At 54.3% G+C, this 26923-nt stretch carries 18 protein-coding genes; all 18 read left to right on the top strand.

Going from position 1 to position 26923, the window contains the following annotated elements:
* Positions 1-917 precede the first annotated feature (917 nt).
* Positions 918-1445 (top strand): type VI secretion system contractile sheath small subunit, encoded by a 528-nt coding sequence (tssB, locus tag TH25_RS23410; protein ID WP_114090685.1) that lies wholly within the window; start codon positions 918-920, stop codon positions 1443-1445.
* A 65-nt stretch (positions 1446-1510) separates the two neighbouring features.
* Entirely contained in the window at positions 1511-2992 is a 1482-nt protein-coding gene (gene tssC, locus TH25_RS23405) for a type VI secretion system contractile sheath large subunit (protein WP_114090684.1), read from the top strand.
* Positions 2992-3447, top strand: a complete 456-nt coding sequence (gene tssE / locus TH25_RS23400; RefSeq protein WP_114090683.1) for a type VI secretion system baseplate subunit TssE — start codon at positions 2992-2994, stop codon at positions 3445-3447. The genes tssC and tssE overlap by 1 nt, the downstream gene beginning before the upstream one ends.
* A 6-nt stretch (positions 3448-3453) precedes the next feature.
* A complete protein-coding gene (gene tssF / locus TH25_RS23395; RefSeq protein WP_181847816.1) occupies positions 3454-5226 on the top strand; it encodes a type VI secretion system baseplate subunit TssF in 1773 nt (590 codons plus the stop codon).
* A complete protein-coding gene (gene tssG / locus TH25_RS23390; RefSeq protein ID WP_181847814.1) occupies positions 5223-6209 on the top strand; it encodes a type VI secretion system baseplate subunit TssG in 987 nt (328 codons plus the stop codon). The genes tssF and tssG overlap by 4 nt, the downstream gene beginning before the upstream one ends.
* Before the next feature lie 14 nt (positions 6210-6223).
* Positions 6224-7681, top strand: a complete 1458-nt coding sequence (tagH, locus tag TH25_RS23385; protein ID WP_114090680.1) for a type VI secretion system-associated FHA domain protein TagH — start codon at positions 6224-6226, stop codon at positions 7679-7681.
* A complete protein-coding gene (tssJ, locus tag TH25_RS23380; protein WP_114090679.1) occupies positions 7678-8205 on the top strand; it encodes a type VI secretion system lipoprotein TssJ in 528 nt (175 codons plus the stop codon). The genes tagH and tssJ overlap by 4 nt, the downstream gene beginning before the upstream one ends.
* An 8-nt stretch (positions 8206-8213) precedes the next feature.
* A complete protein-coding gene (gene tssK / locus TH25_RS23375; protein WP_114090678.1) occupies positions 8214-9560 on the top strand; it encodes a type VI secretion system baseplate subunit TssK in 1347 nt (448 codons plus the stop codon).
* 5 nt (positions 9561-9565) lie between these two features.
* Positions 9566-10429: a type IVB secretion system protein IcmH/DotU gene (gene icmH / locus TH25_RS23370; RefSeq protein WP_114090677.1), complete on the top strand. Its 864-nt coding sequence runs from the start codon at positions 9566-9568 to the stop codon at positions 10427-10429.
* Positions 10429-13209 carry a type VI secretion system ATPase TssH gene (gene tssH / locus TH25_RS23365; RefSeq protein ID WP_114090676.1) on the top strand — a complete coding sequence of 927 codons (2781 nt, stop codon included), beginning with the start codon at positions 10429-10431 and terminating at the stop codon, positions 13207-13209. The genes icmH and tssH overlap by 1 nt, the downstream gene beginning before the upstream one ends.
* A 2-nt stretch (positions 13210-13211) precedes the next feature.
* Positions 13212-14768, top strand: coding sequence for a sigma-54-dependent transcriptional regulator (locus TH25_RS23360; RefSeq protein WP_181847812.1), 1557 nt, complete (start codon positions 13212-13214; stop codon positions 14766-14768).
* A 2-nt stretch (positions 14769-14770) separates the two neighbouring features.
* A complete protein-coding gene (locus tag TH25_RS23355) occupies positions 14771-15550 on the top strand; it encodes a type VI secretion system-associated protein TagO (protein WP_181847810.1) in 780 nt (259 codons plus the stop codon).
* A 12-nt stretch (positions 15551-15562) separates the two neighbouring features.
* Entirely contained in the window at positions 15563-19192 is a 3630-nt protein-coding gene (tssM, locus tag TH25_RS23350) for a type VI secretion system membrane subunit TssM (RefSeq protein WP_114090673.1), read from the top strand.
* The gene (locus TH25_RS23345) at positions 19189-20580 is read left to right on the top strand and encodes a WD40 repeat domain-containing protein (protein ID WP_114090672.1); all 1392 of its coding nucleotides are present in this window, start codon (positions 19189-19191) and stop codon (positions 20578-20580) included. Before tssM ends, TH25_RS23345 begins: the two co-directional genes overlap by 4 nt.
* A gap of 1 nt (position 20581) precedes the next feature.
* The gene (locus TH25_RS23340) at positions 20582-21973 is read left to right on the top strand and encodes a type VI secretion system domain-containing protein (protein ID WP_114090671.1); all 1392 of its coding nucleotides are present in this window, start codon (positions 20582-20584) and stop codon (positions 21971-21973) included.
* Between the two features lie 262 nt (positions 21974-22235).
* The gene (locus TH25_RS23335) at positions 22236-23597 is read left to right on the top strand and encodes a DUF4123 domain-containing protein (RefSeq protein ID WP_114090670.1); all 1362 of its coding nucleotides are present in this window, start codon (positions 22236-22238) and stop codon (positions 23595-23597) included.
* 1 nt (position 23598) lies between these two features.
* Positions 23599-26346, top strand: coding sequence for a toxin VasX (locus TH25_RS23330; protein WP_114090669.1), 2748 nt, complete (start codon positions 23599-23601; stop codon positions 26344-26346).
* Positions 26346-26923 (top strand): hypothetical protein (locus TH25_RS23325; RefSeq protein WP_147253084.1); only part of this gene is annotated, 578 nt, incomplete at its 3' end. The genes TH25_RS23330 and TH25_RS23325, both read left to right, overlap by 1 nt.

Genomic DNA, 26923 nt, shown 5'->3' with positions numbered 1-26923 from the left:
GCTCTGACGATAGGTTTTTGCGGGTGTCCACTTAGCACAAAAACAGGCAGTGTGTGGCCTGAATCCCGCAAATTCTGCGGTTTTCAGCTTTGGAATTTGTGTTCCAGAACTTGAAAATATTCACGATGTAAAAATTCGTCCTGTAGCGACATTTCTACGTTTTTCCCCGTAGTTTCTCAGTAATTCAAAATTCATCACATTTTGGACATAATGTTTAAACATTAAAGTATTGTCCATACGAGTTAAATGCTTGTAGGTTCATGTACAGAATGAGTCACCGCGAGTTTTCGTGGTAGGGTCATCTAAAAATAGCGGAAAAAATTCCGCAGAATATTTGGTTGGGAAAAGACGGGCTAACAATGTTGGATGGGAATACGTAACATATACTTAAACGTATGATGACCTAAACTTTCAGGCTTCACTCAAGTATTGTATACTAACCTTTTGTGTGGGCGCTAGTACTATACACGGTTAGTTTCGATTTTCGTGAAATGCCCCTGGTTTTGGCATCTCATCCACTCGTTTGCCAGACATATAACCGTTTTCCGGTATCGTGGAGGTTGAGCAAACCCTCTGTCGGTATGTGGATATCGGCGACTTTGATCTTGTGATTGTGGCCTTTGGTCATTTCGTTGCTGGTCGATGACGCCGTGTGACCGGAATGCGGGGTTTGATGGTTTTGGGCGTAGTGCCGAAAAACATACAGGCCGAACTGTGCGTAAGCCGCAGATGTCCGTTAAGGATATGTCCGGTTTTCCGTCTTTCCTACCAATCGCGATTGCGGGGGGTATTGGCGATGTTGCCATGCCTCCGGGCCTGAAAGGGCCGGAATTGTGATTGGCGTTTTGATCTGTTGCCGGTTGCGGCACACAGGCAGGCGCCCGTCACGAGGTTCAGAGTTCGAGATTGGAGACGGCATGAGAGATTCTTCTGTAGCGCCCAAAGAGCGCATTAACGTTAAATTCGTACCGGCAACCGGGGACCAGAAGGAAGAAGTCGAACTGCCGCTTAAGATGGTGGTCATGGGGGACTTCGCCGGCAAGGCCGACGATACACCTCTTGAAAGCCGCAAAGCGGTTGAAATCGACAAGAATTCCTTTGGCAATGTCCTGCGCGAAATGAACCTGGAGCGCACGCTTCAGGTGGATGATGTTTTGCGTGATGACCCCGATGCCAGCCTTAACCTGAAGCTGAAATTTGAAAGCCTTCAGGATTTTTCCCCTGATTCCATTGTCGAGCAGGTGCCCGAGCTCAAAAAGCTGGCTGACCTGCGCGAAGCCCTGACGGCCCTGAAAGGCCCGCTGGGCAACTTGCCGGCTTTCCGCCGCGCGCTAAGCGAAATCGTCGATGATCCGGAAAAACGCGATGCCCTGCTGGCCGAGCTTGATGGTTCGGAGAAAGCGGACGCCGCAACCGACGGCAATGATGCCGGCGATAAAAGCTGATCATCCCAAAACATATCAATGCCAGGCGTTGAAACGCCGAACATCGTGTTGGAAAGACGAGAACCATGAATACCGAAACACTTGATCCTGTTGCCCAAAGTCAAGGTCACGCCCAGGATTCCCTGCTTGACCAGATCATGGCGAAAAGCAATCTGGTCCCGGAAGATGACGGTTATGACGTTGCGCGCAAGGGTGTTGAAGCCTTTATCGCCGAATTGCTGGCGGGGGATACGTCGGCCGAGCCGGTCAACAAGGCCCGCGTTGACCGCATGATCGCGGAACTGGACCGCAAGATTTCGCGCCAGATGGACGAAATTCTGCATCATCCGGAATTCCAGGAACTGGAATCAACCTGGCGCAGCCTGAAGCTTTTGGTGGACCGCACCGATTTTCGTGAAAACATCAAGATCGAACTTCTGTCCATCCGCAAGGATGAACTGCTGGAAGATTTTGAACTGTCGCCCGAAGTGCCGCAGTCCGGCCTTTACAAGCATGTCTATTCGGCGGGCTATGGCCAGTTCGGTGGCGAACCGGTCGGGGCGATGATTGGCATGTATTCCTTTAATGCCTCGTCGCCGGATATGAAGCTCTTGCAATATTGCGCTTCGGTTGGCGCAATGGCGCATGCACCGTTCATTTCTTCGGTCAGCCCGAAATTCTTTGGCGTGGATTCCTTCACCGAACTTGGTGAAATCAAGGAACTCTCTTCGCTGTTTGAAGGGCCGCAATATGCCAAATGGCGTGGCCTGCGTGAGTCCGAAGATTCCCGTTATGTCGGCCTGACCGCCCCGCGCTTTCTGCTGCGCACTCCCTATGATCCGTTGGAAAACCCGACCAAGACTTTCCAGTATCGTGAAGCAGTGGAAGACAGCCACGAAAATTACCTGTGGGGCAATACCGCCGTTCTGCTGGGTGAACGCATCAATGACAGCTTTGCCAAATTCCGCTGGAGCCCGAATATTATCGGTCCGCAGTCGGGTGGGGCGGTGCATGACCTGCCGGTTCATGTTTATGAATCATTCGGTCAGCTTGAACAGAAAATTCCGACCGAAACCCTGATCACGGACCGTCGCGAATTTGAACTGGCCGAAGAAGGTTTCATCGCGCTGACCATGCGCAAAGGGTCGGACAACGCCGCCTTTTTCTCGGCCAATTCGATCCAGAAGCCAAAACGCTTCCCGAACACCAAGGAAGGCAAGGAAGCCGAAACCAACTACAAGCTTGGCACCCAACTTCCCTATATGTTCATCATCAATCGTCTGGCGCATTACATCAAGGTGTTACAGCGCGAACAGATCGGTGCCTGGAAAGAGCGTGCCGACCTTGAACGCGAACTGAATGCCTGGATCGTCCAGTACGTTGCCGATCAGGAAAACCCGCCAGCTGATGTGCGCTCGCGCCGTCCGCTTCGTGCCGCCAAAATCGAGGTTTCGGATGTCGCCGGTGATCCGGGCTGGTACCGCGTCAGCATGGCGGTGCGTCCGCACTTTAAATATATGGGCGCGAATTTTGAACTGTCCCTGGTTGGCCGTTTGGATAAAGACTGATGAATCATCCCCTGGCACGTCAACATGTTGAAGCGGTACGGTCGCGTTCTCTGATGGAACGCATCCGTGCCGACGATCTGGGGCAGACCTCGCATGTGAGCGACAGGCTTGCCGCCCGCGTTGCGTCGATCAAGAACAATCTTTTGAACGTTCTCAATGGTCGCAGTGGCGGGTCGCAAAGTGCGCCCGGTTTCGGGCTGGCCGATTTTAACGATGCCTCTGTCGGTTCGGCTGACATGCTGCGCATCGTGGCGAACGATATTCGCAATGTCATCGAAACCTACGAGCCGCGTGTCAGCAACGTGGCCGTGCGGTTTGATCGCGAACAGGAAAACGGGCTTGAACTGTTTTTCCAGATATCGGCACGCACGCAAATCGGTTCGGCCCGCGAACAGGTCACGATTGATCTGGTTCTTTCCGAAGGGCGTTCGTTTTCCTTGAGAATGGGTAGGTAGGTCATTGTGTCTACAGCACGTTATTTTCAGGATGAGCTGGATTATTTGCGGAATTCCGGGCAAGAATTTGCCCGGCATTTCCCCAAGCTGACAAATTACCTGTCCGAACGCAGTACCGACCCCGATGTCGAACGGTTACTGGAGGGCTTTGCCCTCCTGACCGGGCGGTTGCGGGAAAAGATCGACGATCAGTTACCCGAAGTCACCCAGTCGCTATTGATGTTGTTGTGGCCCAATTTTTTGCGCCCGGTGCCGTCAATGGTGGTCATGCAAATGAACCCGCGCGAAGGGGCGATTAACGAAAGCCAGATGCTGCCTGCCGGGCTGGAGGTGGAAAGCATTCCGGTTGGCGGTACGGTGTGCAAGTTCCGCACCGCCTATGACACCGAAATTCTGCCAATTAGTGTCACGGATATTCATCATGGTGTATCGAAGGAAAAATCCGTCATCACCATGCAGATCGAAAGCCTGGCCGAAGAAGAAATTCGCGGCATCAATTTGACGCGCCTGCGGTTTCACCTGGGTGGCAGCGATTATTCCGCGCTGACGCTCGGCCTGTGGCTGCATCGCTATCTCAAGATGGCAAAAATCCGTGATATTGAGACGGGCAATGAAATTGCCCTTGGCAAGGATTGCGTCAAACAGGTTGGTCTTCAGAAATCCGAAGAAGTTTTGCCCTATCCTGATAACAGCTTTGTTGGCTATCGGTTGTTACAGGAATTTTATGCTTTTCCGCAGAAATATTACTTTGTTGATCTTTTAAATATTCCAACCGCTCATTTGGGGGCGGATGCCACCCGCTTTGAAGTGGTGTTTGAATTTGAACGCCCGATGCCGCCTGACGTGCGCATTGGTAAACAAAGCTTTTTGCTGCATTGTGTGCCGGCGATCAATTTGTTCGAGCATGATGCCGAACCGATTTTGCTCGATGGTCGCCGCACCGAATATCACATCCGCCCGACCCGGCGCGATGCGGGCGAGATTGAGGTTTTTTCGATTGATGCCGTGACGGGCTGGCGCCCGTCGGAAGAAGGTCATTCTGGTGGTATTTCGCGCGAATTCAGCCGGTTTGAATCCTTCATGCACGAAATTGAGCGGGTCGATGGCCGGGCGGCGGTTTATTTCCGGGAAAAGGTGCGCCAGTCGCTGTCGGGTGAAAAGCTCGACCGTCTGATTTCCTTTGTCCGCGAGGATGAGCTTTACCAGGTCAATGACGGTGAAACGGTTTCGGTGCGCCTGACCTGTTCAAACGGGGCAACGCCGCGTGATCTGGCAGTGGGTGATATTTGCATTCCCACCCATATGATCCCGTCTTTTGTCAGCCCGACCAATGTGACACGGCCCACACCGCCACGTTACCCGGTGGTTGATGGCGCGCTGCAGTGGCAGCTTATTTCGGCTTTGTCGCTGAATTACCTGTCTTTGCAAAGTGTCGAGGCCCTGCGCACCATTTTGAACGTGTTTGATTTCAACGCCAAGGTGGACCGACAGCGCGAACGCGAAGCCGTGATGCGCCTGGAAGGCATTGCCAATATTTCATCGCATACGATCGACCGTCTGTTCAGGGGCCTGCCGGTACGCGGCATGCGTTCGACGATCGACATGCGCGAAAGCAAATTTGCCAGCGAGGGCGAGATGTATCTGTTCTCGACCGTTCTGGCCGAATTTTTCGCGCTGTATGCCACCATCAATTCGTTCCACGAACTGGTCGTGCGTGGACTGGAAGCAGGGGAGGAGTACCGATGGACGGCCCGTATCGGCAACCAGCCCCTCATATGATCAACGATCTGAAAGCCAACCCGCAGCGTTATTCGTTTTTTCGCGCGGTGGATATTCTGCTCAAGGCATCGGGCCAGCAGGTCGAAGAACGTGCGCTGCAAACCCAGAAGGTCGAAGACCTGATTTTCCGTGTCGCGCCGGGGCTGGGTTTTCCGGCATCCGATGTGGTGTCACTGCGCCCGGTGGACGAGGAAGAAGGTGGCAAGGAACTGGAAATGACGGTGTCGTTTCTGGGTCTGCACGGGCCGTCGTCGCCGCTGCCATCCCACATGCTGGAAACGGCGGCCTGGAGTGCCGGGGAAGAAGGGGTACAGCAGGCATTTAACGACTTTTTCTCGAACCGCCTGGTGTGGCTGTTTTACCTGATCTGGCGGAAATACCGTTATTACGTGCGCTATAATGCCGGTGCGACCGACCAGTTTTCCGACTGGATGTTTTCGCTGATCGGCATTGGCGGTGATGAAAGCCGTGGCAAGGCCGATGTGCCCTGGGCAAAGCTTTTGACCTATCTGGGCGTTGTCGCGGGGCGGGTGCGCTCGGCAGAAATGGTTAGCGGTGTGATCGCGCACGCCTTTTCCCTGCCCGACGTGTCGATCCGCCAGCTTGAATTGCGCAAGGTCGAAATTCCGCAGGATCAGCGTGCGCGCATGGGCAGTGTGAACATGTCGCTGGGCCAGGATTTTGTCATTGGCCGCTTTGTCGAGGACCGGGCAGGCAAATTCACCGTGGTTTTGCGCAATCTGACCTTCCAGCGGTTCCGCGATTTTCTGCCCAGCGGCAAGGATTATGCGCGCCTTAAGGAACTGGTGGAATTCCTGCTGAAGGATCAGCTGGCCTATGACATCGAACTTAATCTTCAACGCAATGAAGTCCCGGCATTCAAGCTGGGCTGCCCGGATACCGCCAGTCTGGGCTGGACAACATTTATTGGCAATACGCAGCGCGAGGGGCTGAAGCCCGTGGTGTTGCAGGCACGAGGGTAAGAACGGGACAAACGATGAAAGCAAAATTTCAAATTGAAAATGTGCATGACGCGGTACCCGCATTTCCCGTCAGTTTTGTGTTTTCACAACGGGGCGGGCTGATCGGTTCGGCACCGGATGCCACCTGGCAGATCCAGGATAGCGACGGGGCCATTCCCGAAACGGCGGCGCGTGTCATGGTTACGGATGGTCATTTCACCATCGAACGGGTTTCAAACGCCAATATTCGTATCAACCGTGCCAAGGCCCCGATCCCGACTGGCCGCCCGGTTATTTTGTCGGACAAGGACGAAGTGCAGATCGAAAATCTGAAATGCACGGTCAGCACCGGGCAAAGCGAATATCTCGATGCGCGCCCGGTTAGTGTGCATTCCATGGTCGGGGCCGAACAGGGCAACCGCGAAGGGCTGGTCCGCGATAGCGTTTATGTAGAGGCCCGACCGGTCGAGGCATCGGAGGCGGCCCGCGAAACTCGCGATGATCCGCTCGACGTGCTTGATGAACGCCGGGTTGCCCGCCAGCAGACCGACCCTCTTTCCGCCTTTTCCGAAGCGCGGCGTTCGCGCCAGAGCGATGATGAAATTCTGCTTCAGGATGATGTCAATTTGCAGCGCGGTGCTGAACCCCGTGTCACCAACAGCCAACAGGATGATGCCGACATGCACTTTGCCTCGATGCCCAATACCCGTATCCGCCGGGACCGTTACGGTTTTGAAGAACCGGTTCAGTCTGAAAGCGGGGCATCATCGGCATCCACATCCTCGTCGGCTTCTTACGGGGCATCGCGCAACACCGATAGTGCCATTGATGCGGTTTCGGTCGATCTGCCCCACGCTGTGGACCACGTTGCGCTGCGCCCGCTGGCAAAAAGCCTGGGTATTCATTTGGGTGAAATGAGCACCGAACAGGCCGCCCGTGTGCTGAGTGATATTGGTGCATCCCTTCGGGCCGCCCTTGAGGGGTTAAACCAGATTTACAAAAGCACATCGGAACGCTCGGCCAATTTTCCGCTCGCAACCATGCACCTGCATGCGCTTGAAGATAACCCGATCCGTTTTAGCCGCGATGCCGACGAGGCCCTGCATGCCTTTTTCTCCAAGCGCGGGCCGGTGCATCTGTCGGCACCCGCAGCGATGCAGGAATCCCTTGATCATTTGAATTCGCATCAGGCGGCGACGGAAAAATCCATCGACCGGGCCCTTGATGCCGTGCTGGCCGCCCTGTTGCCCCGTGCTCTTGAACGCCGGTTCAAGGCTTATGACGCGGCGGGTGTCCCGGAAAACCAGGAGGCCTACGACGCTTGGTGCTGGCGGATGTACCGGGCTTATTTCTCCGAATTGCGGTCTCAGCGCCAGCAGGGTTTGCAAATGCTGTTTTGGGAAGTTTTTGGCAACGAATACCGCGCGACGCGCCGTCACGAACAGATGCAGCGCGATCTGGGTGAAGAAAACGAAAGGGATATTGAACAATGAAGCGTTTGGCGGGCTTTTTTCTGGTGGCTGTTATGGGTTTGTCCCTCGCGGCCTGTGAAACATCGGAAAAGATTTATGACGTTATTTCCGATCCCGATATTCAGGTGGGTGCTGATGAAGTTCAGCCGACCAAGGTTTCGTTGCAGGCCTATGCCGCAGCCGATGTGAACAAGAATTTTCAGGGCGAACCCTCTCCGGTTGTTGTGCGGGTTCTCGCACTCAGCAGTGACCACCGCGTGTTTAGCTACGATTATTTCTCGTTGACCGATTCAATGGAAAAAACCCTGGGATCGACCCTGAAGGCCGACCTTGGCGAAACCATGATCAAACCGGACACCTACCAGGTGCTTGGCCCGTATGAATTGCCCGAAGGCACCAGGAAAATTGCGGTAATTGCCGAATATCTGGACCTGGAAAAGGCGGTTTGGCGCACCTCGGTCAATGTGCGCGATGTCGGCGACAACGATCAGTTCTTGCTGTTGTTGCTCGATGAAGAAGTACGTCTGGTCAAGCAGGAAGGATAAACCCGCTTATGGCTTCGCATAACAAAGTGGCATGGTCGGACGGCCTGTTTGTCAAACCCCATCACTTTCAGCAGCAGACGCGCTATCTGGAAAATCTGGCCCAGCGTTATGCGTCGGGAAGTGAGGCACACAATTTTGGCTTCCACCAGCTTATCCTGAACGAGGAACTGCTCTCGCTGGGCAAGGTTGCCGTTGTTTCTGCCAGTGGCATCATGCCCGATGGCACGGTGTTTGACATTCCCGGAACGGACGTGTCACCCCCGGTTCTGGATATTTCCGAAGGCCTGACCGCCAACGAAATCATCTATCTGTGTGTGCCGCTGATGATTGATGGTGGCATCGAGATTGACCGGAACCGCAATGCCGCAACAACAGGCGTTGCCGCGCGCTATGTGACCGATGAAATCGCGGTGCGCGACAATACCGTGCAGGCGGGCGAACTGGCGGCAATTGATGTGGCCCGGGCCTGCCCGGTGCTGCTGCCGGGATCGCAGGATCTGTCGGCTTATTCCAAGCTGGCGGTGGCGCGCATTGTCGATAAAACCGGCGAAGGGGCGATTGTCATCGACAAGGGGTTTTACCCCACCATGCTCTCGATCTCGGCGGCCCCGTCGCTGCGCCGGTTTTTGGGCGAGTTGGCCGATGGCGTGGAACAGCGTGCCGCCACCATTGCCGGGCGCATAGGCAAACCCGACCAGAACGGGGTTGCCGAAGTTGCCGACTTTTTGCTGCTGCGCGGTTTGAATTCGATGGCACCGCTGTTGCGCCATTATGTGCGCATGTCGATGGTGCATCCGCGCCCGGTATATGAATTGCTGCTGCAAATCATTGGCGAGCTTTCGACATTTTTGAATGAAAGCAAAATATGCCCTGATTTGCCGGTTTATGACCATGCCCTGCCGCATCAATGCTGGCCAACGGTAACACAGCATTTGCGCCAGCTTGTGACGGCAACCCTGGTGGCAAATGCCATTCCGATCCCGCATGAACATAAACTGCATGGCTATGTCGTGGCCCCGGTTCATGAACGTGAACTGATCCGGACAGCGGAATTTGTGTTGGCGGTCAAGGCCAATGTGCCGCAGGAACGCCTGCACCGCGAATTTGTTGCGCAGTCGAAAATCAGTTCGATCGAGAAAATTCGCGAACTTGTTCACAAGCAGCTTCCGGGCATTCCGCTGCGTCTGATGCCGGTTGCCCCGCGTCAGCTGCCCTATCACGCCGGATATTCCTATTTCGCGCTGGAACGTTCTTCGCCGCGCTGGGGACATCTGGAAAATTCTGACGGATTTGCATTTCATATCGCCGGGGAGTTCCCGGAACTTGAACTGCAATTCTGGGCGATCATGGGATAAAGCCAATGAGCGATATTGCCGTATCACCATATGATTCCAGGCGGTCGGCCCCGTTGCCGGCCAATGGTCAGGGCGGGCCAACACCCCGCCAGCTTGGCAGCAAGCCTGATGACATGATTGAAAACCTGATGTCGTCACGCGAAACGATGGATTTCCAGCTTTCGGCAAAGGGTAAAAATCGCCTGCTGGAAGCTGCCGTGCCCTTGCTGGGCTTGAGTGTCCGTATTCGCAATTTGCACGATTTCAACGACATCGAAGCCCTGCATAGCCGCCTGGTCAACGAAATTCCGATTTTCCAGCAGGAACTGGAAAAAATGGAATATGACGAGGCCACCGTGCTGGCCGCACGTTACATTTTATGTGCCACCCTTGACGAAGCCGTGCTGTCCCAGGTGTGGGGGGCCGAAAGCCTGTGGCCGGAGCGCCCCATGCTGTCGATCTTCCATAACGAAACCTGGGGCGGGGAGAAGGTTTTTGCCATTCTGGACCGGGTGATGGACGAAGCGCACCGCTTCCTCGATCTTCTGGAACTGCTTTATTACTGCATCGCCCTTGGCTTCGAGGGCAAATATCATGTCATGCACAATGGTCAGGCCAAACTTGAACAGCTTTTGGTCAATGTGCATGGCGTTCTGGAAAAGCACCGGGGCGAAGCCCCCGACAAGCTGGTGAACCCGGAACCGAATATCTATGACGCCAGGGAACGCATGGGATGGCGCTTTCCGGTATGGGGCGTGGTGCTGGTATGCCTTGTCCTTCTGGCGGGCATCAATATTGCCTTTAACGAGAATCTCAGCAACCAGATCGACGGGATCGAGGCGAAGATCGAAGCCTCTCTTGGTGGAAACAACATGACAGGGAGGCCCTGATGTTAAAGGTTTCCAAAGAACGTATTTTATCAAAACTCAATACTTACAGCCGTGAAGCCCTGAAACGGGCCAGCGAAATGGCAATCGAACAAAGCCAGTTTGAAGTCACGGTCAGCCACCTGTTACTGGCAATGATGGAACAGCCGGGCGGCGATACCGGCAAGTTGCTGTCGGTGCTGCGCATTCAGCCCGAACGCCTGGAAGCCAAATTGCGCAAGTCGCTGGATCATGCCCGCCGTGGCGCACAGGACCTGCCGGAATTTGCCACCTTGCTGCTGGAGCTGTTGCAGGATGCCCTGATGCTGGGCAGTGGCGAGCTGGAAGAAGACAATATCCGCACCGGAACCATTTTTGCCGCCGTGGCGCAAAACCCGGATCGTTATTGCCATTTTTATGTATTTTCCGAATTTGAAGCCCTGGATAGCCGCGCCATCCTGACCGGTTTTTATGACCTGGTGAAAGGCAGCATGGAAGGCAACGGCGACCCCAATAACCCGGCCCGCGAGGGGGGTGCCAACGGCAACGGGGAAGCCCCGATCCAGAGCGAAAGTGCGCTGCATAAATTTGGCCGCAACATGACCGAGCAGGCCAAAAATGGCGAGATTGACCCGGTATTCTGCCGCGATACCGAAATTGCGCAAATGACGGATATTCTGTCGCGCCGTCGCAAGAACAACCCCATTCTGGTCGGTGATCCGGGCGTGGGCAAAACCGCCCTGGCCGAGGGGCTGGCCCTTAAAATTGTCGAAGGCGATGTGCCCGCAGCCCTGCAGGGGGCGGCCCTGTGGGAACTTGATTTGGGCGCATTGCAGGCCGGTGCCTCGGTAAAGGGTGAATTTGAACGCCGCCTGAAGGCCGTGCTTGATGAAGTGATCAGCGCGCCGGAAAAGATTGTGCTGTTCATTGACGAAGCCCACACCCTGATTGGCGGCGGGGCTGCTGCTGGCGGGTCGGATGCGGCGAATTTGTTAAAACCGGCCCTGGCACGCGGGCAGATCCGTGCCATCGCCGCCACCACCTGGTCGGAATATAAAAAATACTTTGAAAAGGACGCCGCCCTGACCCGCCGGTTCCAGTTGATCAAGCTGGCCGAACCGACGATTGACCAGTGTGTCACCATTTTGCGTGGCCTGCGCCCGCAATATGAAAGCCAGCATAACGTTTATATTTCGGATGTCGCCCTGCATGCGGCTGCCGCCCTTTCGGTGCGGTATCTGACTGGTCGGCAGCTTCCTGACAAGGCGTTTGACGTTCTCGATACTGCCGCTGTGCGTGTCGCCGCCGGGCAGTCCGCCCAGCCACGCGAACTGGACTGGCTGAACAAACGCATTGCCATGCTGGAACGCGAACGCGCCGATCGGGCCCGTGACAGTCGCATGGCCGCCGTCGGGTCCGATGGCAGTAGTGACCATATCGAGGAAACCATTGCCCGCCTGCGTGCCCAGGCGGAAAAACTGCAACATCGCTGGCAGGTGGAAAAACAGAAGGTCAACCGCGTTATTGAACTGCGCACCCTGATTGCCAAGGGGCATGACGCGGCCAATGACGAAACGGTTGTTGAACCGGCAGAGGACGCGACAGAAAATCCCGAAGCTCCGGACCCCGAAGCTCTGCGGGCTGAAATCGTTTCTCTGCTGGCGGAATTGCGTGATGCGCGTCGCAACGAAACGGCGCTGGTTGAATTTGAAGTGGGCGAGGGCGTTATTGCCGATGTCATTTCGGATTGGACCGGTGTGCCCGCTGCGGCCATGTCCGATGATGATGCCGACCGTATTTTGGGGCTGGGCGATGCGCTGCGCAGCGTGATCAAGGGCCAGGACCTGGCAATTGAGGTTATCCATGACCGCATGAAGGCCGCCCGGCTTGATCTGGTGCGTGACAGTGCCCCGCGCGGGGTGTTCCTGCTGGTTGGGCCGTCCGGTGTGGGTAAAACCGAAACGGCGGAGCAAGTGGCCCTTAACCTGTTTGGCGGTCGCCAGTTCCTGAGCGTGATCAACATGTCCGAATATCAGGAAAAGCACACGGTTTCGCGGCTGATTGGTTCGCCTCCCGGCTATGTTGGTTATGGTGAAGGCGGTATTTTGACCGAGGCCATCCGCAAGATGCCCTATTCGGTCGTACTGCTTGACGAGGTCGAAAAGGCCCATCCTGATGTGATGAATATTTTCTATCAGGGGTTCGATAAAGGCGTGATCAATGACGGCGAAGGCCGCGAAATTGATTGCCGCAACGTTGTGTTTTTCATGACGTCGAATTTGGGCTCCGATGCCCTGATGCAAAACCGTGAAACGGTTGAAAGCGCATCAATGGAGGCATTGGAAAAGGCCCTTCGCCCGCATTTGCAGGAACATTTCAAACCGGCCCTTCTGGCGCGCATGCGCATCCTGTGCTTTAAACCGCTATCGAGCGAAAGCATCCAGCAGATCATTGATCTGAAGCTGAATGGTCTTGCTGCCCGCCTTAAAAAGGTACGCGGTATGGATCTGCGCTGGAATGATGCGGTGCTGGCCCTGATCGAGGATTTGTGTGCCCATGCCGATAATGGCGCACGCATGGTTGAACAGGTGATTGACCGCTGGATTTTGCCCAGCATCGCCGAAGAAGCCCTGCAACGTATTGCCGATCATGCCAGCCTGGATGCGCTGGAGCTTGATGCGGCGGATGGCGGTTTTGTGATGACCTTCCTGCCCGAAATTGCCGAAGAAGGCGATGACGATGGTGCCGAGAATTCGGAAACGGATGAGGGTGACATCCCCGAGAAAGAGGCTCGGGCAGGATGAACATGATCGATCAGTTCAATATGCGCGATCATTTTGTTTCGCTGTGCAATCTGGTGAACCAGACACGGCTGGACGGAGTGCTGGTTCAAAGTGGCGAATTGATCGCCAATATGACCGGCGGTCGCATTGCGCTGATCTATTTGCTGGACGCCACCGGGCGCAACCTGGTGTTGTCTGGCGGTTATGCCCAGGGTTTTTCAACCTGGGCACCGGGGTCGCGGATCCATCCGTTACAGGGTGGGGGGCGCTCCCCGGTGTGTCCGTTAACCCAGGTGGCCTTTACCGGCAAAAACCTGTGCCTGGATAATGGAACGGCAGGGTATGACATGTCGCCGGTCATTTCGGCGCTTGACGGGGTGAATTGCCCGTCGCACGTGGCGGTGTTGCCCCTGGCGCGCGCCAATGCCGATTTTTTGGGTGTCGCTGTGGTGTTGTCTGACGGGGCGATTGCCCCGTGGCTGGATCGCAGTGTGGCGCGGCAGATTTTGCGCGCGGTGGCAGCGGCGATTGAAACCCGCCAGGTGGTGGCGGGCCAGGAAAATGAAAAGGCAATGTTGGCAAAATCGCTGGCCCGTGCGGAAGGCGACCGCATGTCGTTGCGTCAGCGTGAAACCGGCCGTTTGTCCAAACGATTGATTGGCCGTTCCCGTCCGATGCAGGCGTTGCGCGAAAAAGTGGCGCATTTGGCCGATAAAACCGGCCCTGTCATGATTTTGGGTGAAGATGGCGTGGGCAAGGAAAAGGTGGCCCGTGCGATGCACGAACATTCCGTGCATTCGGCGTCCGCCTTTGTGTATGCCAATTGTGCCAGCCTGCCGATTGATGTTTTCGCGCCCGAGCTTTTTGGTCACAAACGCGGCGCGATCAAGGGGGTTGCCAGTGCCCGCCAGGGCCTGTTGCGCAAGGCGGGCAATGGTGTGGTTTATCTCGACGGGATTGACCGCCTCTGTGGCCCCGGTCAGGAAATGCTGCTGCGGTTGCTTGAAACCCGGCAATATCGCCCGTTGGGCAGTGACCGCGATTTGCCGCTTGCGGCGCGCATCATTGTTTCGGCGCGTTCGGACCTGTCCGCCCGCGCCCAGGAAGGCACTTTTTTGCCGGGCCTTTATTACCGCTTGCGCGAAATGGCCATCACCGTTCCCTCGCTGGATGAATGCCGCGAAGACATTGGCGATATTGTCCAGGCTGTTCTGAACGGCATCGAGCGCGAGGAAAAACGTCACTTGAAACTGCATCCGGCGGCCTTTGCCTTTTTGTCGCAACGTCCCTTTCCCGGGGACCGTCGCGAACTTGAAGGGCTGACCCGCCTTGCGGCCAGCAATGCCAAAGATGGCACCATGCTAACGGCAGAGCATTTTCAGGCCGTGGATGCGCAAAGCGAACCCGAGAACGTCTCGACACCAGGGATTTTACCCCTGCCCGAGGCACTTGCAATGTTTGAACAGGACCTGATTACCCGGGCATTGGCGCAAACCGATGGCAACCGTACCACGGCCGCCGAGATGCTGGGTGTCCCCAAAAGAACACTGGCAGATAAATGCAAAAAATACGGACTTTAGGCATGATGGCAACGATGCTGGCATGTGCTGCCAGCTTTCATGCCAATGCGCAAACTGTAATTGATGATGATGGCCTTAAGGCCTGTTTTGCCAAGGCAAACCGCTTGGACCGGCTGGGATGTTATGACAGCCTGCTGGGTCGCCCCAATACGGGGGATGCGGGCATCGCCATCGCAAAACCGGCGGCAGAAGAGGATGAAAAAACGCCGCTGGCGGTTTCTTACGTGAACGGGTTTTTGCGTTCGTCAAATATCACACCCGAAGGTGTTGCGGTGACATTGCTGGACCACAAGACCGGCGCGAAGATAACCGGCACGAACGGCGATTTGCTTGATCGCATCAATCCGCCGCGCGACATGGCCGATTTTGATCAGCTTCGTCGAAAGGCGGACCTTTATCTGGCTTTGCCGGCCCTGGCTGATGCCGGGGAGAATGGGGCAATGCTGGTAAGTTGCGAAAACAACATCACCCGGATGCGCCTGATGTGGATAAATGACTTTGCCGGTCGCACGGTCGATGCCCGTTTTCTGTATGGCAACAGTATTGCGCAGGAAAATGCCATTGGCACGCTTTTGCGCGTTAATGGCCAGGGGCACATCCTGGAAACCCCGCGCGGGCTGGAAAGCATCCGGCTTTTAAAGACGATTACCAATGGCAGCAGAATTCAGGTGTCGGTTGATGCCGGAAACGAACAGCGTTCGCTGTTTTTCGATGCTGATGCGTTGCGCAGCGCCCTGCCCATGATGGGCCGTCATTGCGCATGGAAAATGGATAGCAGGTAGCAGGTCAGGAAAATGGTTAAGCGATTATTCAATCTTCTCAAGAAACTATTGCGTCCGCTGGTGCTGATTGCGGTGTTCAGCCTGATCATGGCGCCGATCATTTATTTCTTTGGCGAACGCATCGGCACACATGGTGTTTATCCGTTCAAGGATGAAGGCATTCGGTTTGTTGTTTCTGCCGGGTTGCTGATACTTTCAATCTGCCTGTTTCTGTTTATGGCCATTCGGGCGGTTGTGCGCTGGTTGCTGGCACGCCGTAATGCCAGTTCGCGCCAGCCCTCCGAGGAGGAAATGGAAAAAACTGCGATGGCGCAGGTATTTGACCGTGCCATGACGGTGATCCGCAATCGCTGGTCGGGCGAGGGGCGGGGCGTTTACAGCCTGCCCTGGTATCTGGTGCTCGGACAGTCGGGCAGTGGTAAAACCAGCCTGATCGAAAATGGCGATTTGCGTTTTCCGATTGATCATGAAATTGAACTTGATTTGCGCGAATTGCCGCCGCGTCAGGCCAACCAGTTCTTTTCCTGGCGGGTCGCTGGCAACGAGGCTGTGCTGCTGGACCTGAATGGCGATTATTTCCGCCCGCAGCAGCGCCGCTCGTCGGTTGAAAATGCGCTGTGGGATGCGTTCCTGTCCAATCTGCAACGCGTGCGCCCGCGCCGCCCGATCAACGGGATCGTTCTGGCAATTGATCTGTCCGAATTTATGGGCATGTCGTTTAACCAGCGCGAAAATTATGCCCTGGAAATCCGTCGTATCATTAATGATGCGGTCGAGCGCCTTGGCACCCGCATGACCATCCATCTGGCCTTTACCAAGCTGGACCAGGTGGCCGGTTTTGCCGACTATTTCGCAACGCTAAGTGCGGCGGACCGCGAAATGCTGTATGGCTTTCATTTCCTCTATGAAGGCCGTCATACCCCTGATTGGCTGGACCAGTTTGACAAGCAATATGCCGATTATCTGGATCGTTTGCATCTGCGCCTGAAAAAGCGGGTGCTGGAACTGAAATCGGCCAATAGCCGCCAGGAAGCATTTTCGTTTTATCGGACCTTCCTGGGGCTTGAAGCACCGCTGCGGTCATTCCTTGAAGGGGCCTTGTCGCCAGACAAATTTACAACACCACCTTTGGTGCGTGGTTTGTATTTCTTTAGCAACCGTCAGGAAAATGCGCCGCGTAACGTGTTTCTGGAGGCCGTGGGCCAGCGTTATGCCCTGCCAGCCCCGCTTTATGGCACCAGCCAGAACACGTCTTACCCTTATTTTGTGACCTCGTTCCTCAAAAAGGTGGTCTTTCCCGAGGCAGGTTTGGCCGGGAACAATTTCCGGGTCGAGGAACGTTATCGCAAGCGCATTTTGATGTCGTTTGGCGTTGGGGCTGCCGCGTGCATCGTCGGTGTGTTCTATTGGAACGACCGTTACCAGATCAATCTGGAGCGCGCCCAGGATGTGCTGGCAAAGACCGAAGCTTTCAGCAAGGCCGATGCGCGTGCCAGCCTGGACCCGACAGGTCAGCAATATTTGAAACCGCTTAATGAATTGCGGGCCGCGATTGATGAATTTGGCGATTATCGCGATGTCGGTGCGGTGCAGGCACAGTTGACCCTGTATCAGGGGCGCGACATTGGGCCGATTATTGACCGCGCCTATAATTACGAACTGCATAACGAATTTGCCCCCGCCCTGGTGGCAGGGCTGGCCCGTAATTTGCGGTCTGTCTGCCCCAAAGGCGGCGACAAGGAACTGGATTATCTGCGTGTTTATCGCATGATGGCCGATTTGGGCGGTCGCGATGATGCCATTGTCGATGGTTATTTCAACCAGCTTTGGAATACGCGCCTGAAACAGGAACCCGAAACCCGCGAGCAGCTTGCCGCCCATTTGAATTACATGCTGGAACGCAACCCGCAGGCCTATGAGGTTGATGCCAATCTGGTTGCCCAGGCCCAGCGGGATCTCAGCCAGCAAACCCCGTTTACCCGTGTGTATCGCACCATCCGGTCACGGACGACACAGAAACTGTCCAAACCGCTGGAACTGCCGATTGCCGCCGGGGCACCCTTTAATGTGGTTTATCAGCCGGTGGATTTGCAACAGGAAGCGAATGCGGCAGAAACCGAAGGCAATGGCATTGCGGCGGCAAGTGATTGCAGTGTGCAAAGTGTCAGCACACCGGATCAGGGCCCGTTTGAAATTCCGCGCTTTTTCACCAAAAAGCAGTATCACGCCATGTTCGTGCCGCAGCTTGAACAGGTGGCAAAGGTTGCCGGCGATGATTTGTGGGTGCTGGGTAAACTCGAAACCAGCAACATCACCGATGCCGATTATGATGAAATTCGTGATCGTGTCCGCGAAAGCTATATCAATGATTATATTGGTGCCTGGAAACACGGCCTGAATTCCATGCAGGTACGCCCGTTTAACGACATTAAGCAGGCAACCGAAATTCTCCATACGCTGGCAGATGGCAATAACCCCATTCGCCGGGTGGCTGAACTGGTGCGTGATAATTCGGTTCTGTATGAACCCAGGGAAGCATCCAAAGGCGAAGATGGCGAAACCCTGGCCGATCAGGTGGATTTTGAAACACCTGAAGACCCGAACCGGGTGGCCGCGCGTGATATTGAACGGGCCTTTGCCGATATTCGCGAAATGCTGGCGGAACGCCCGGATGGCGGCCCGTCCAACATGGATGAAATCGAAGACGCCCTGGGTGATGTCTATCAATATATGAAAGCCGTGCGCGACGCCTCGGATCCGAGCGCAAAATCGCTGGAACTGGCGATCGAGCGGGCCAAACTGGCCGGGGATGACCCGATTTTCGTGCTCGAACGCGTTGCAGAACGGACACCGGAACCGTTTGGCAAGCATTTGCAATCGGTTGCCAATCAGTCCTGGGGCATCATCATGCGCGGTGCGTCGGTTGCGCTGGGTCGCAAATGGCACGATCAGGTTTATGGGGCCTATCAACGGCTTATTGCCGGCAAGTATCCTTTCAACCGCAAGTCGGGCAATGATTTGCCGCTGAAGGATTTTGAAGAATTTTTCCGCCCCGGTGGCATTCTTGATGCGTTCTACAAACAGGAATTGCTGACCTTTGTTGATGAAAACACCGGAAAACCCAAAGTGATCGATGGCCAGTCCATTACGGTTGACCGCAACTTTACCACCCAGTTGCGCGCTGCAATGAACATTACCAAAAGCTTCTTTAATCAGACAGGCGATCTGTCGGTTGAATTCAGCGTCGCGCCGGTGGGCATGAATGCCAATATCAGCCGTGCGGTTCTGAATTTTGAAGGTCAGTTGGTTGTCAGCAGCCACGGCCCCAGCCGTCCGATCACGGTTTTCTGGCCCAATATTATTGATGGTCCGGCATCGTCGCGCGTGGATATGTCGGCCCTGTCCGGGGCGGGACGGTCGATGTCCAAACAGTTCGACGGGCCGTGGTCGTTCCTGCATCTTTATGATGCGGCCAAGAAATCCAACCTCGACAACAATTCCGTCGATATCTCTTTTGCCAATGCCAACGGCCAGACTGCGACATTCCGCATTCGCCCGGAAGCCCGTGTGAACGCGTTTTTCAACAGTCCGCTTAGTGGCTTCTCCTTGCCCAGAAATCTACATGGGGGACTATCTTCATGACCAGAACCGGTATTTCAACGTTAACGGCTGTTGCAACGGTATTGATGCTCTCGGGCTGTGCCAGTCCGGGATCCTCGATCCCCCAGGCGGGCAAGACCTATACCGGTCCGCTCAGTGCGGAGGCCGAAGCCAAATTGCGCGCCAAGGGGTTTGGCATGACGGATGCCGAACGCGACAAGCTTGACAAGATTGATCGTGACCGCCTGGCGGCAAAGTTTGATTTTCAGAAACTGGGGCAGCCAGTAGACAGCCCGTTTGCCGGTTTTGGCTTTGCCGGGCCGGAAAATGTGCCTTTTGCGGTTTATCGCAATGGCAAGGCGCTGACCTTTACCCCGAAGGGGACCGATACCGAACTTGAACAGATTGCTCCGCGCCTGAGCGGTGTTTTGCTGGCGGGGAAGGATAAGGAACGTATTGTGGGTGAAAGCCCGCGCGGAACCATGATGTCGTGGAATACCGCCGATCTGAGCCAGCAGGTGGTTTTGCGTCCGCAAAAAAGTACCTTTAACCTGACCAATGTGTACGATGTTGGCACGGTGAAGGAGTCACCTTATCTGGCAATGGCGGTTGAAGGCGGCCGGGTGGAACTTTGGGATCTTGCCGCCGGTGAAATGGTTGAATTTACCGAAAACAAGGTATCCCAACCCCGCCAGGTGATGGATGGCAGTGCGTATAATGACGTCATTTACGGCACCAACCGGGGCGAGATCGAGGAATGGAAGCCCTCGGTTGATACCACCCGGCTTTATAGCCATGCCGGGCCGGTGCTTGATATTGCCAATGTCGATGGGCGCGACCTTATTGTCTCCTCGGCCAAGGATGGCACGGTGACGATCTATGACCGTAAAAAAGGCGAGGTCGTCCATACCCTGGAATTTGATACCGTGGTTTATAACATCGTGGTGTCACCCGATAACCGTTATGCGGCGATCTTCCAGGCCTTTGGTTCGCCCTATTACATTGATTTTGATGCAATGGAATCCCGCCGTTTGTATGTGGGTTCCGGCGCACATATGACGCAGGGCCGTTTTGCCAAAAATGGCAGCCTGCTTCTGGCGCGTGAAGACAATGACATGATCCGTGTCTGGAACACCGAACGCAATATTCTGGTTGCCAAAATCTCCCCGGAAAAGGGCGGCAGCATTGTGGGTTATGACGTGTCCGATGCGCTGGGAATCATCGCCGTTGCCACCACCAAAGGCAATATCGAATATTGGGACCTTAAGACCGGTCATTATATTCGCACCGCCCTTCATACCGATACGCCACTGGTGGGTGTTGAAATCAGCCCGGATGGAACCCAGGCCATAGTCGCCCAGGCCGACGGGCAGCTTGCCCGCTGGCATGTGATGGCCGATCAGCCCGAAAAAACCTTTATGTTCGACTGATATGAAGTTTCCGATTGAAAATATTCTGGCCCAAATTCCCGGCCCCGACCGGGAATTTGGCGAGATTGACGACGACATTCAGGAATCGCTGGATCAGATCGATAATGAACTGATGAAGCGTGGCACCCTGAATGCTGAAAGCCTGGATTGGGATGCCGTTGCCGAACAGGCAGCGGCGGTCCTGTCCAAATGTGCCCATCTCAAGGCGTTTCACGGTGCCGTTCTGGCACTGACAAACCAGCCGACCACGGCGGCCAATCTGGCAAAGGCGCTACAGCTTTCGACCTATCTGTTTGCTCAGGCCTGGCAGGAAATGCACCCCAAATCCAAGCGGGCCGGTCGGCTGCGCGATGTCTGGATTGGCGATATCATCAGCTATCTGGCATCCGGGGTGGCATATGTTTGCAAGGCTGAACGCACCCTGCCTGATGAAAGCCGGGCCAAGGCGCTGGCGCTGGTGGAACTTGCCGCGCCGCATGGGGTGGATGTTGCTCCGTTAAGCGAAGCCCTTGAAGCCGCCAAATCGCCCCCGCCGCCGCAGGAAAATAACAAGACGGCGAATGGGGGCGGCAAAGACGGTGAATTCGTCCCGCGGGAGCTGAATGCGCGCGATCGTGCGGTGTTGCGCAAGGATATACGCTCCGTTGCGGATCGCATTACCCAGTTTGATCCCGATGCGCCGGTGGCCTATTTGATGCGCGGCTATGCCGCCTGGCTGGAACATAAAACCCTGCCGGAAAACACCGATGGTATGACCCAGCAGCAGGCTATGCCGGCCTTTATCCTTGATGAACACAAGGCCGCTGCCACTGCGCCGGACGAGGCCAAGCTCGCCAAACTTGAAGATCGCCTTTATATGAGCCCGGACTGGTTTGAAGGCCAGAAACTGGCCGAGCGGATGGCGCGCAAACTGGGCCATGATGCCGTGGCCGATGCCATTGCCTGGCGCTCTGCCGAACGTGTCCAGTCTCTGCCGGGGCTTGATAAGCTGCAATATGCCAATAACAAGCCCTATGTTTCGCCCGAAATTGCCCAGTGGCTGGCAAATGTCGGCACCTCGTCCGCAAAGGCAAAGGGGCAGGGCGGATCATCGGGGAATGGCTCTTCTGACGATACACCTGATCCGGACGATCAACAGGAAACCGATACCCAAAAGCCCAGTTTGGAAGATGCCCTGCGGGTTGCTGATGACGCGGTTGCCAAAAGCAGCTCTGGCCGCGAGACGGTATTGGCGAAATTTACCCTGGCCAAGGAAATGGCGACACATGGGCTAAAAAGCCATGCCCGCCTGATTTTTGATGAGATTTTGCATGAATTTGGTGTCGCCAAACTCAGCGAATGGGACAAGGCCCTTTTGCGCGAGGTGCAACAGGAACGCAGCCGTGTTGGCTGATCGATTCATCGCCAAATTGGGCCGCAAAATAGCCTGTCGGGCGAAATTTCGCCCGATTTGAAGATCGGGCATGAAAGTCAGATTTTGAAAAACTGTTGTTTTTCAATTGATTGAGCGGACCTGTCCATCGGGGCCGTTTTTTGAAATTTTTGCAGATTCTGCTCAATGTTTTTGGGCATGGTGATGATGTGCCGGTCGACCCGCGTGCTGTTTTTGAAATCTTGCGGGTTCTGTGCAACCAGAAAGCGGAAGCTGAAAGCCTATGTCTGTTGATCTGATACGTGATGCTGTAACAACCTCCGAACCCTGGCTGGCCCAGTGCCATTTTGTGCGTGCCGCCGATACGAATGACGCCGGGACCAAGGATAGCGAGGGGCCGCTTCAAGACGGCGACACATCGCAGACGGAGGATCGGTTTGATCTGCCAGGCGATAGAGATGACCATTGTAAAGGCCTTGTTGCGGTGTTGACCAGCGACCGTGCCGGTTTTGAACAGGCGTTGGAAAAATTCCTTGCCGATCAGCCGCTGCGCCTGTTGTGGTGCGAGGACATCATGCCCGCAACACGCTGGATGATGCGCTATCCCAAGGATAAATCCGCCCTTGACCTTGCCCGCATGGTCCATGATTACCGCCCGGTGGAAATCGGCCCGCTGGCAACGGCGGAGGACGGGCCGGGCGAACATGCCGATGCCATCTGGGTAGAATTGAAGGAAGATATTACCCCGCTGGATGACCAGTTTGGCGCCTGGCCGCCCAAAACCGTGCCGGATGAGCTGGTGGAATATCTGTTTGGGGATATTGAAAAAACCGGCAAAACCGGGCTTGCCACCTATGCGGTGATTGATGCCTCGAAAATGACGCATCTGGTGGAAAATCTTGCGACATCGGGGCTGGAATATCGCTGCCTGTTTACCGGGGAGGCGGGTGAAAATCTGGGCGAGGTTGCGCCCTATCTGGTGAAACTTGAAAAGGATGCGCGCTTTACCCGTGATTTATTGTCAAAGGGGGATCATCCCTGGCAGCATTGGGACCGTGAAGCCGCAGCGTTTATCCGGTCATCTGCCGGGTTTGATGATATCTGGCGGCATTTGCGCAAATTCACCAAAATTCGCGATAGCAATGATAAATGGTTCTTTTTGCGCTTTTGGGACCGCATGTTTGTTTATTACTTGCACGAACATCCCAAAGGCCCGTTTCCCGAGGGTTTCTTTCGCGAAATTGAAGTGCTGATTGCCCCGCACAAGGAGGGGGCGGCGCGTATTGTCGGCAAGACCGGCAGCGAGGCGACGGCAAGCGAACCGTTTTTCCCAACCTTCAGCGCCTTTGTTGCCGGGAATAAACGCACGGGCTTTATTGACCGGGTAAAGGCCTTTTTTAATGCCAAATACGAAAACAGCCCGGACGACGATGTCCTGACCCAACAGTATCGTTATGCCCGCGAACTGGGAATGACCTCAGAACTGGCGGTTTTGAAAACAATGGAAGCACAATTTGTGCTGCACCGGGCCGGGCAGAAAGCCGAAAAGCTCGACCCCGCCGAAATTCAAAACTTTGAAGATATGAGCGATGTGCACCGGGCCGACGCCCTGCTGACCCTGGCAACCAAGATGGTGGGTGACTGACATGGACTATGGTGATTTTTCTGCCAATGCAGATTCAGAAGAAACATTTTTCCCCTGCAAGCGCGGCATGATCCCCATTTTGCCGGTGCGGTTTTCACTTCTGCCCTATGATCTTGACAGCGTGCAGGAACCAACCTCTATCGGTAATCCGGGATCATATATCATCCGCACGCTAAGGCGCGGGTTTGTTTATGTTTATGTCGAAAACCCGCAGGAAACCGAAGAAGCAAGCGACCGTGAAGGTCCTGGCTTCTGGTACGTGTTTCGCTATGATACCAAGAGCCAGGATATCAATGGTGATTTCGTTCCACAAGGAACTGATAGCTATCATCGTGCCGATTACAGCTTCACCAAATACGAGTGGACGGACAATTACGGTGCGGGTGCCTGGAAATATGACAGCTCCACCCCGCCCAGCAAAACCGTCTGGGTACCGAAATGGGCCAGCAAGGTGTGGCTGGCCTATAGCGAATATCGCTGGCCGTCATCCTTTTTCCGTCAGGGCCATCAGGAAAGTTTCCGCAAGCAGATCATGCAACCGGTTAACTTGCGCGGGCAAAACCAGTGGGCGGCCTATATCGGCAAGGCTGAGGAACTGGTGGAGGAATTCAAGCCAGCGCCCAAGCGTAAAAGCCCGGTCCTTGCCGCACGTTTGAGCCTGTCTCAAACCAAGTTTGCAGCAGCCATACCACCAAAAATTTCAGATGAATGTGCTGTGATCGCAGCTTTGCATGACCCGCTGGGTGATATTCTGGAAATGAAGTTTCGATATGCCGCGAAAGTGCTGCATAAACAGAATTTCGCCAATGCAAATGCCTATCCTCTAACCATCGGTCGGTTTTGCAAGGTGATCAAGGATCAGGTGCCCGACCGTAAGGAATGGTACCAGCTTCAGAAGTCTGCTTTTGCAGATGGCTGGGAAGTATCTTATGACAACCTTGTTTCAGTTGTCGAAAGTATTGACCATAGTCTCGAGGAACTGATTACCGGCATTAATACTTTCATGAGTAATGAAAATGATCAGTACCTGGGTAAACATCTGGCTCTTGGATTTCACCAGGAAAATGATCCCGCCGCAGTTTTTTACGCTTCTTTGATGCTCGGCAGGGTTCTTGATGGGCTTGGTGCAACGGCACAGGGGCATATTGCCATTCGCAAAGGTCTGGGCGGTGCCGAAGACATTCCAGACGCTGACAGGAATAATGGTTCTGCTTTAAATACGTCTTTGCGCGCCTTTTTTACGGCATGGGACGAGATAAACCCTAAATATTATGATCAAATACGGAAGTCGCGTTTTATATTTGATCTTACGATTGAAGCCATTGCTCTTGAGATCGCCGTAGAACCCAAAGTGCGGAATGACCCGGTGCTTAGGAACGCCATCGAGAATGTTTATCGCCGTTCGCCTGATGGCACCATCATGCTGACCAAACAGCAAGTCTCGTTCGAGGATGCGGTAAGATTCCTGCAAGGTACCTTTAATGATGCCGAGGTGAAGGATCTCGTTGCCGGGATTAGCCGGTCCGGAAAGCTGCATTTGTCGGCCATTGATACCCGGATGCCGACAGTAGATCTGCCCGCGGTCGAGATCAATGGTGACGTCAAGCTTTTGGGCGGTTTGCGAACGGATCGCACCATTCACACATTGGAGGGTGGTGCTGCTGGTATTTCACTATTGCTGGGCTTTTGGGCCCTTTGTGAAACGGCGCAGACGCAGGAAAAAGAATATGAGTTATTTAAAAAAGGAGCCATTACATCGGTTCTTACCAGTAAGGCTTTTAACGTCACGACAATAGCGGTCTCTATTGCAGATGCCGCGTTAACTTTAGGCACGAAAACTGCCACGGCATTTGCGCCCACCGAGCAAATTTCGCAAAACGCCCTGCGTGCTTTGTACCAACGGGCCATTCCCGAAGGAGCAGCAGATCTGATTTATGCCCCGCGCCTTGCATCCGTAGCTGGGGTTGGCCGGATTGTGTCGTTGGGATTGCCCAGATTGTCTATAGTGTTGACTCTTCTTTCTTCGTATGGGGGCGTGGTTCGGGGTGTTGAACGAGAGGACCCTGCTCAATTCATAGGCAATTTTGCAGTCTTGGTTGGCTCATTTATTATGCTCTACCCACCTGCTGCGATCGCAGGTGTCGTGTTCATGATAATTGGCACCGGGATTACGTTCTTGAGTTATTCCGATATTGAAGACGTCGTGCGAAAGTGCTTTTGGGGAAGTCGTACTCCATATTGGGGGCTAAAAAGGCGTGTAAATTTAATAGAAAAAACACGCAATCAGCCTGCGCCCTGGAATGAGTATTTTAAAACTGAAATTCACTGGTTTGAAGACTTATTATGGACAATCAAAATTGAGAATTCAGTTGACGATGACGGACTATTTTTCATCGAGAGCCCGGCATTTACCGAGAAAAAACCAGGCATACTCGATTTAACCATTCGTGAATTGCGCGGGCGTTCCTGGCAAGTGAAATATAATTTGGCAGATGGTCAACTTAGTGGCGATGATCATAAAGAACAGATCCATGTCAGGATGATGGCGGGATCATCTGCAATTGTGGTGAAAATTGACCCGGGCCCGGATTTTGGCAAGTTAAGAGGCTCGAACATTGCGGGGCGGCGGCACGAGTTTGAAGAGGGGTATTATATTAAGGCCAAATATACGCGTGGTATTAAAGAATATACGGGTGGAGATACACCAATGACGTTTACAGGCGAATTACTTGATAAAGGGAGAATATAATGGTGGTAGAGAGCGCCAAATCTCAAATTGAGGGTTTGTCTCGCCCCTGTAAAGATGTTTTGAATGTAGAGCAATACGAATTCGGTCGTTTGAAAATGGCATTTGGCCTCGCTGGTATTGGCACATGGATAGGAACGATAAGATATGTTGTTCTCCCTTACTTGGCGGGAAAATTGGAGTGGATTGATTATTATTTGGGTTTGGTGGGAAGGGGGTATTTGTGGGGGACAGATATTGGGTGGAAGAAGTCATATTTGTATGATTGTTTGCGAGATCATTTTCTGTCATGCACCGATACGACGACACCGTTGGAATATGTCGCGATCCAGTTTTACGCAGAACCGATGCGATATATTTTCACACCTGTTTTCGTTGTAGTTATATTTACTTTTATGTTCGCTTATTTTTTTATCCGTCGTCCGGCTCCGTTCAGAGTTAATCGAAAAATTGGTGCTATTTATGGCTGGGATCAGGGGAAGCTCTGGATCTTGCCAGCTTCTGAATTTGAATTTTCATATAGAGGCGAGTGGGACCCGCTGTCATTCCGGTTCTTTACCAGTGGTCCAATGGTTGTTCG

It is taken from the genome of Thalassospira profundimaris (genome assembly GCF_003326755.1).
In the GTDB taxonomy this organism is placed as follows: Bacteria; Pseudomonadota; Alphaproteobacteria; order Rhodospirillales; family Thalassospiraceae; genus Thalassospira; species Thalassospira profundimaris_B.
This window is presented reverse-complemented; position numbering and strand designations above follow the sequence as displayed.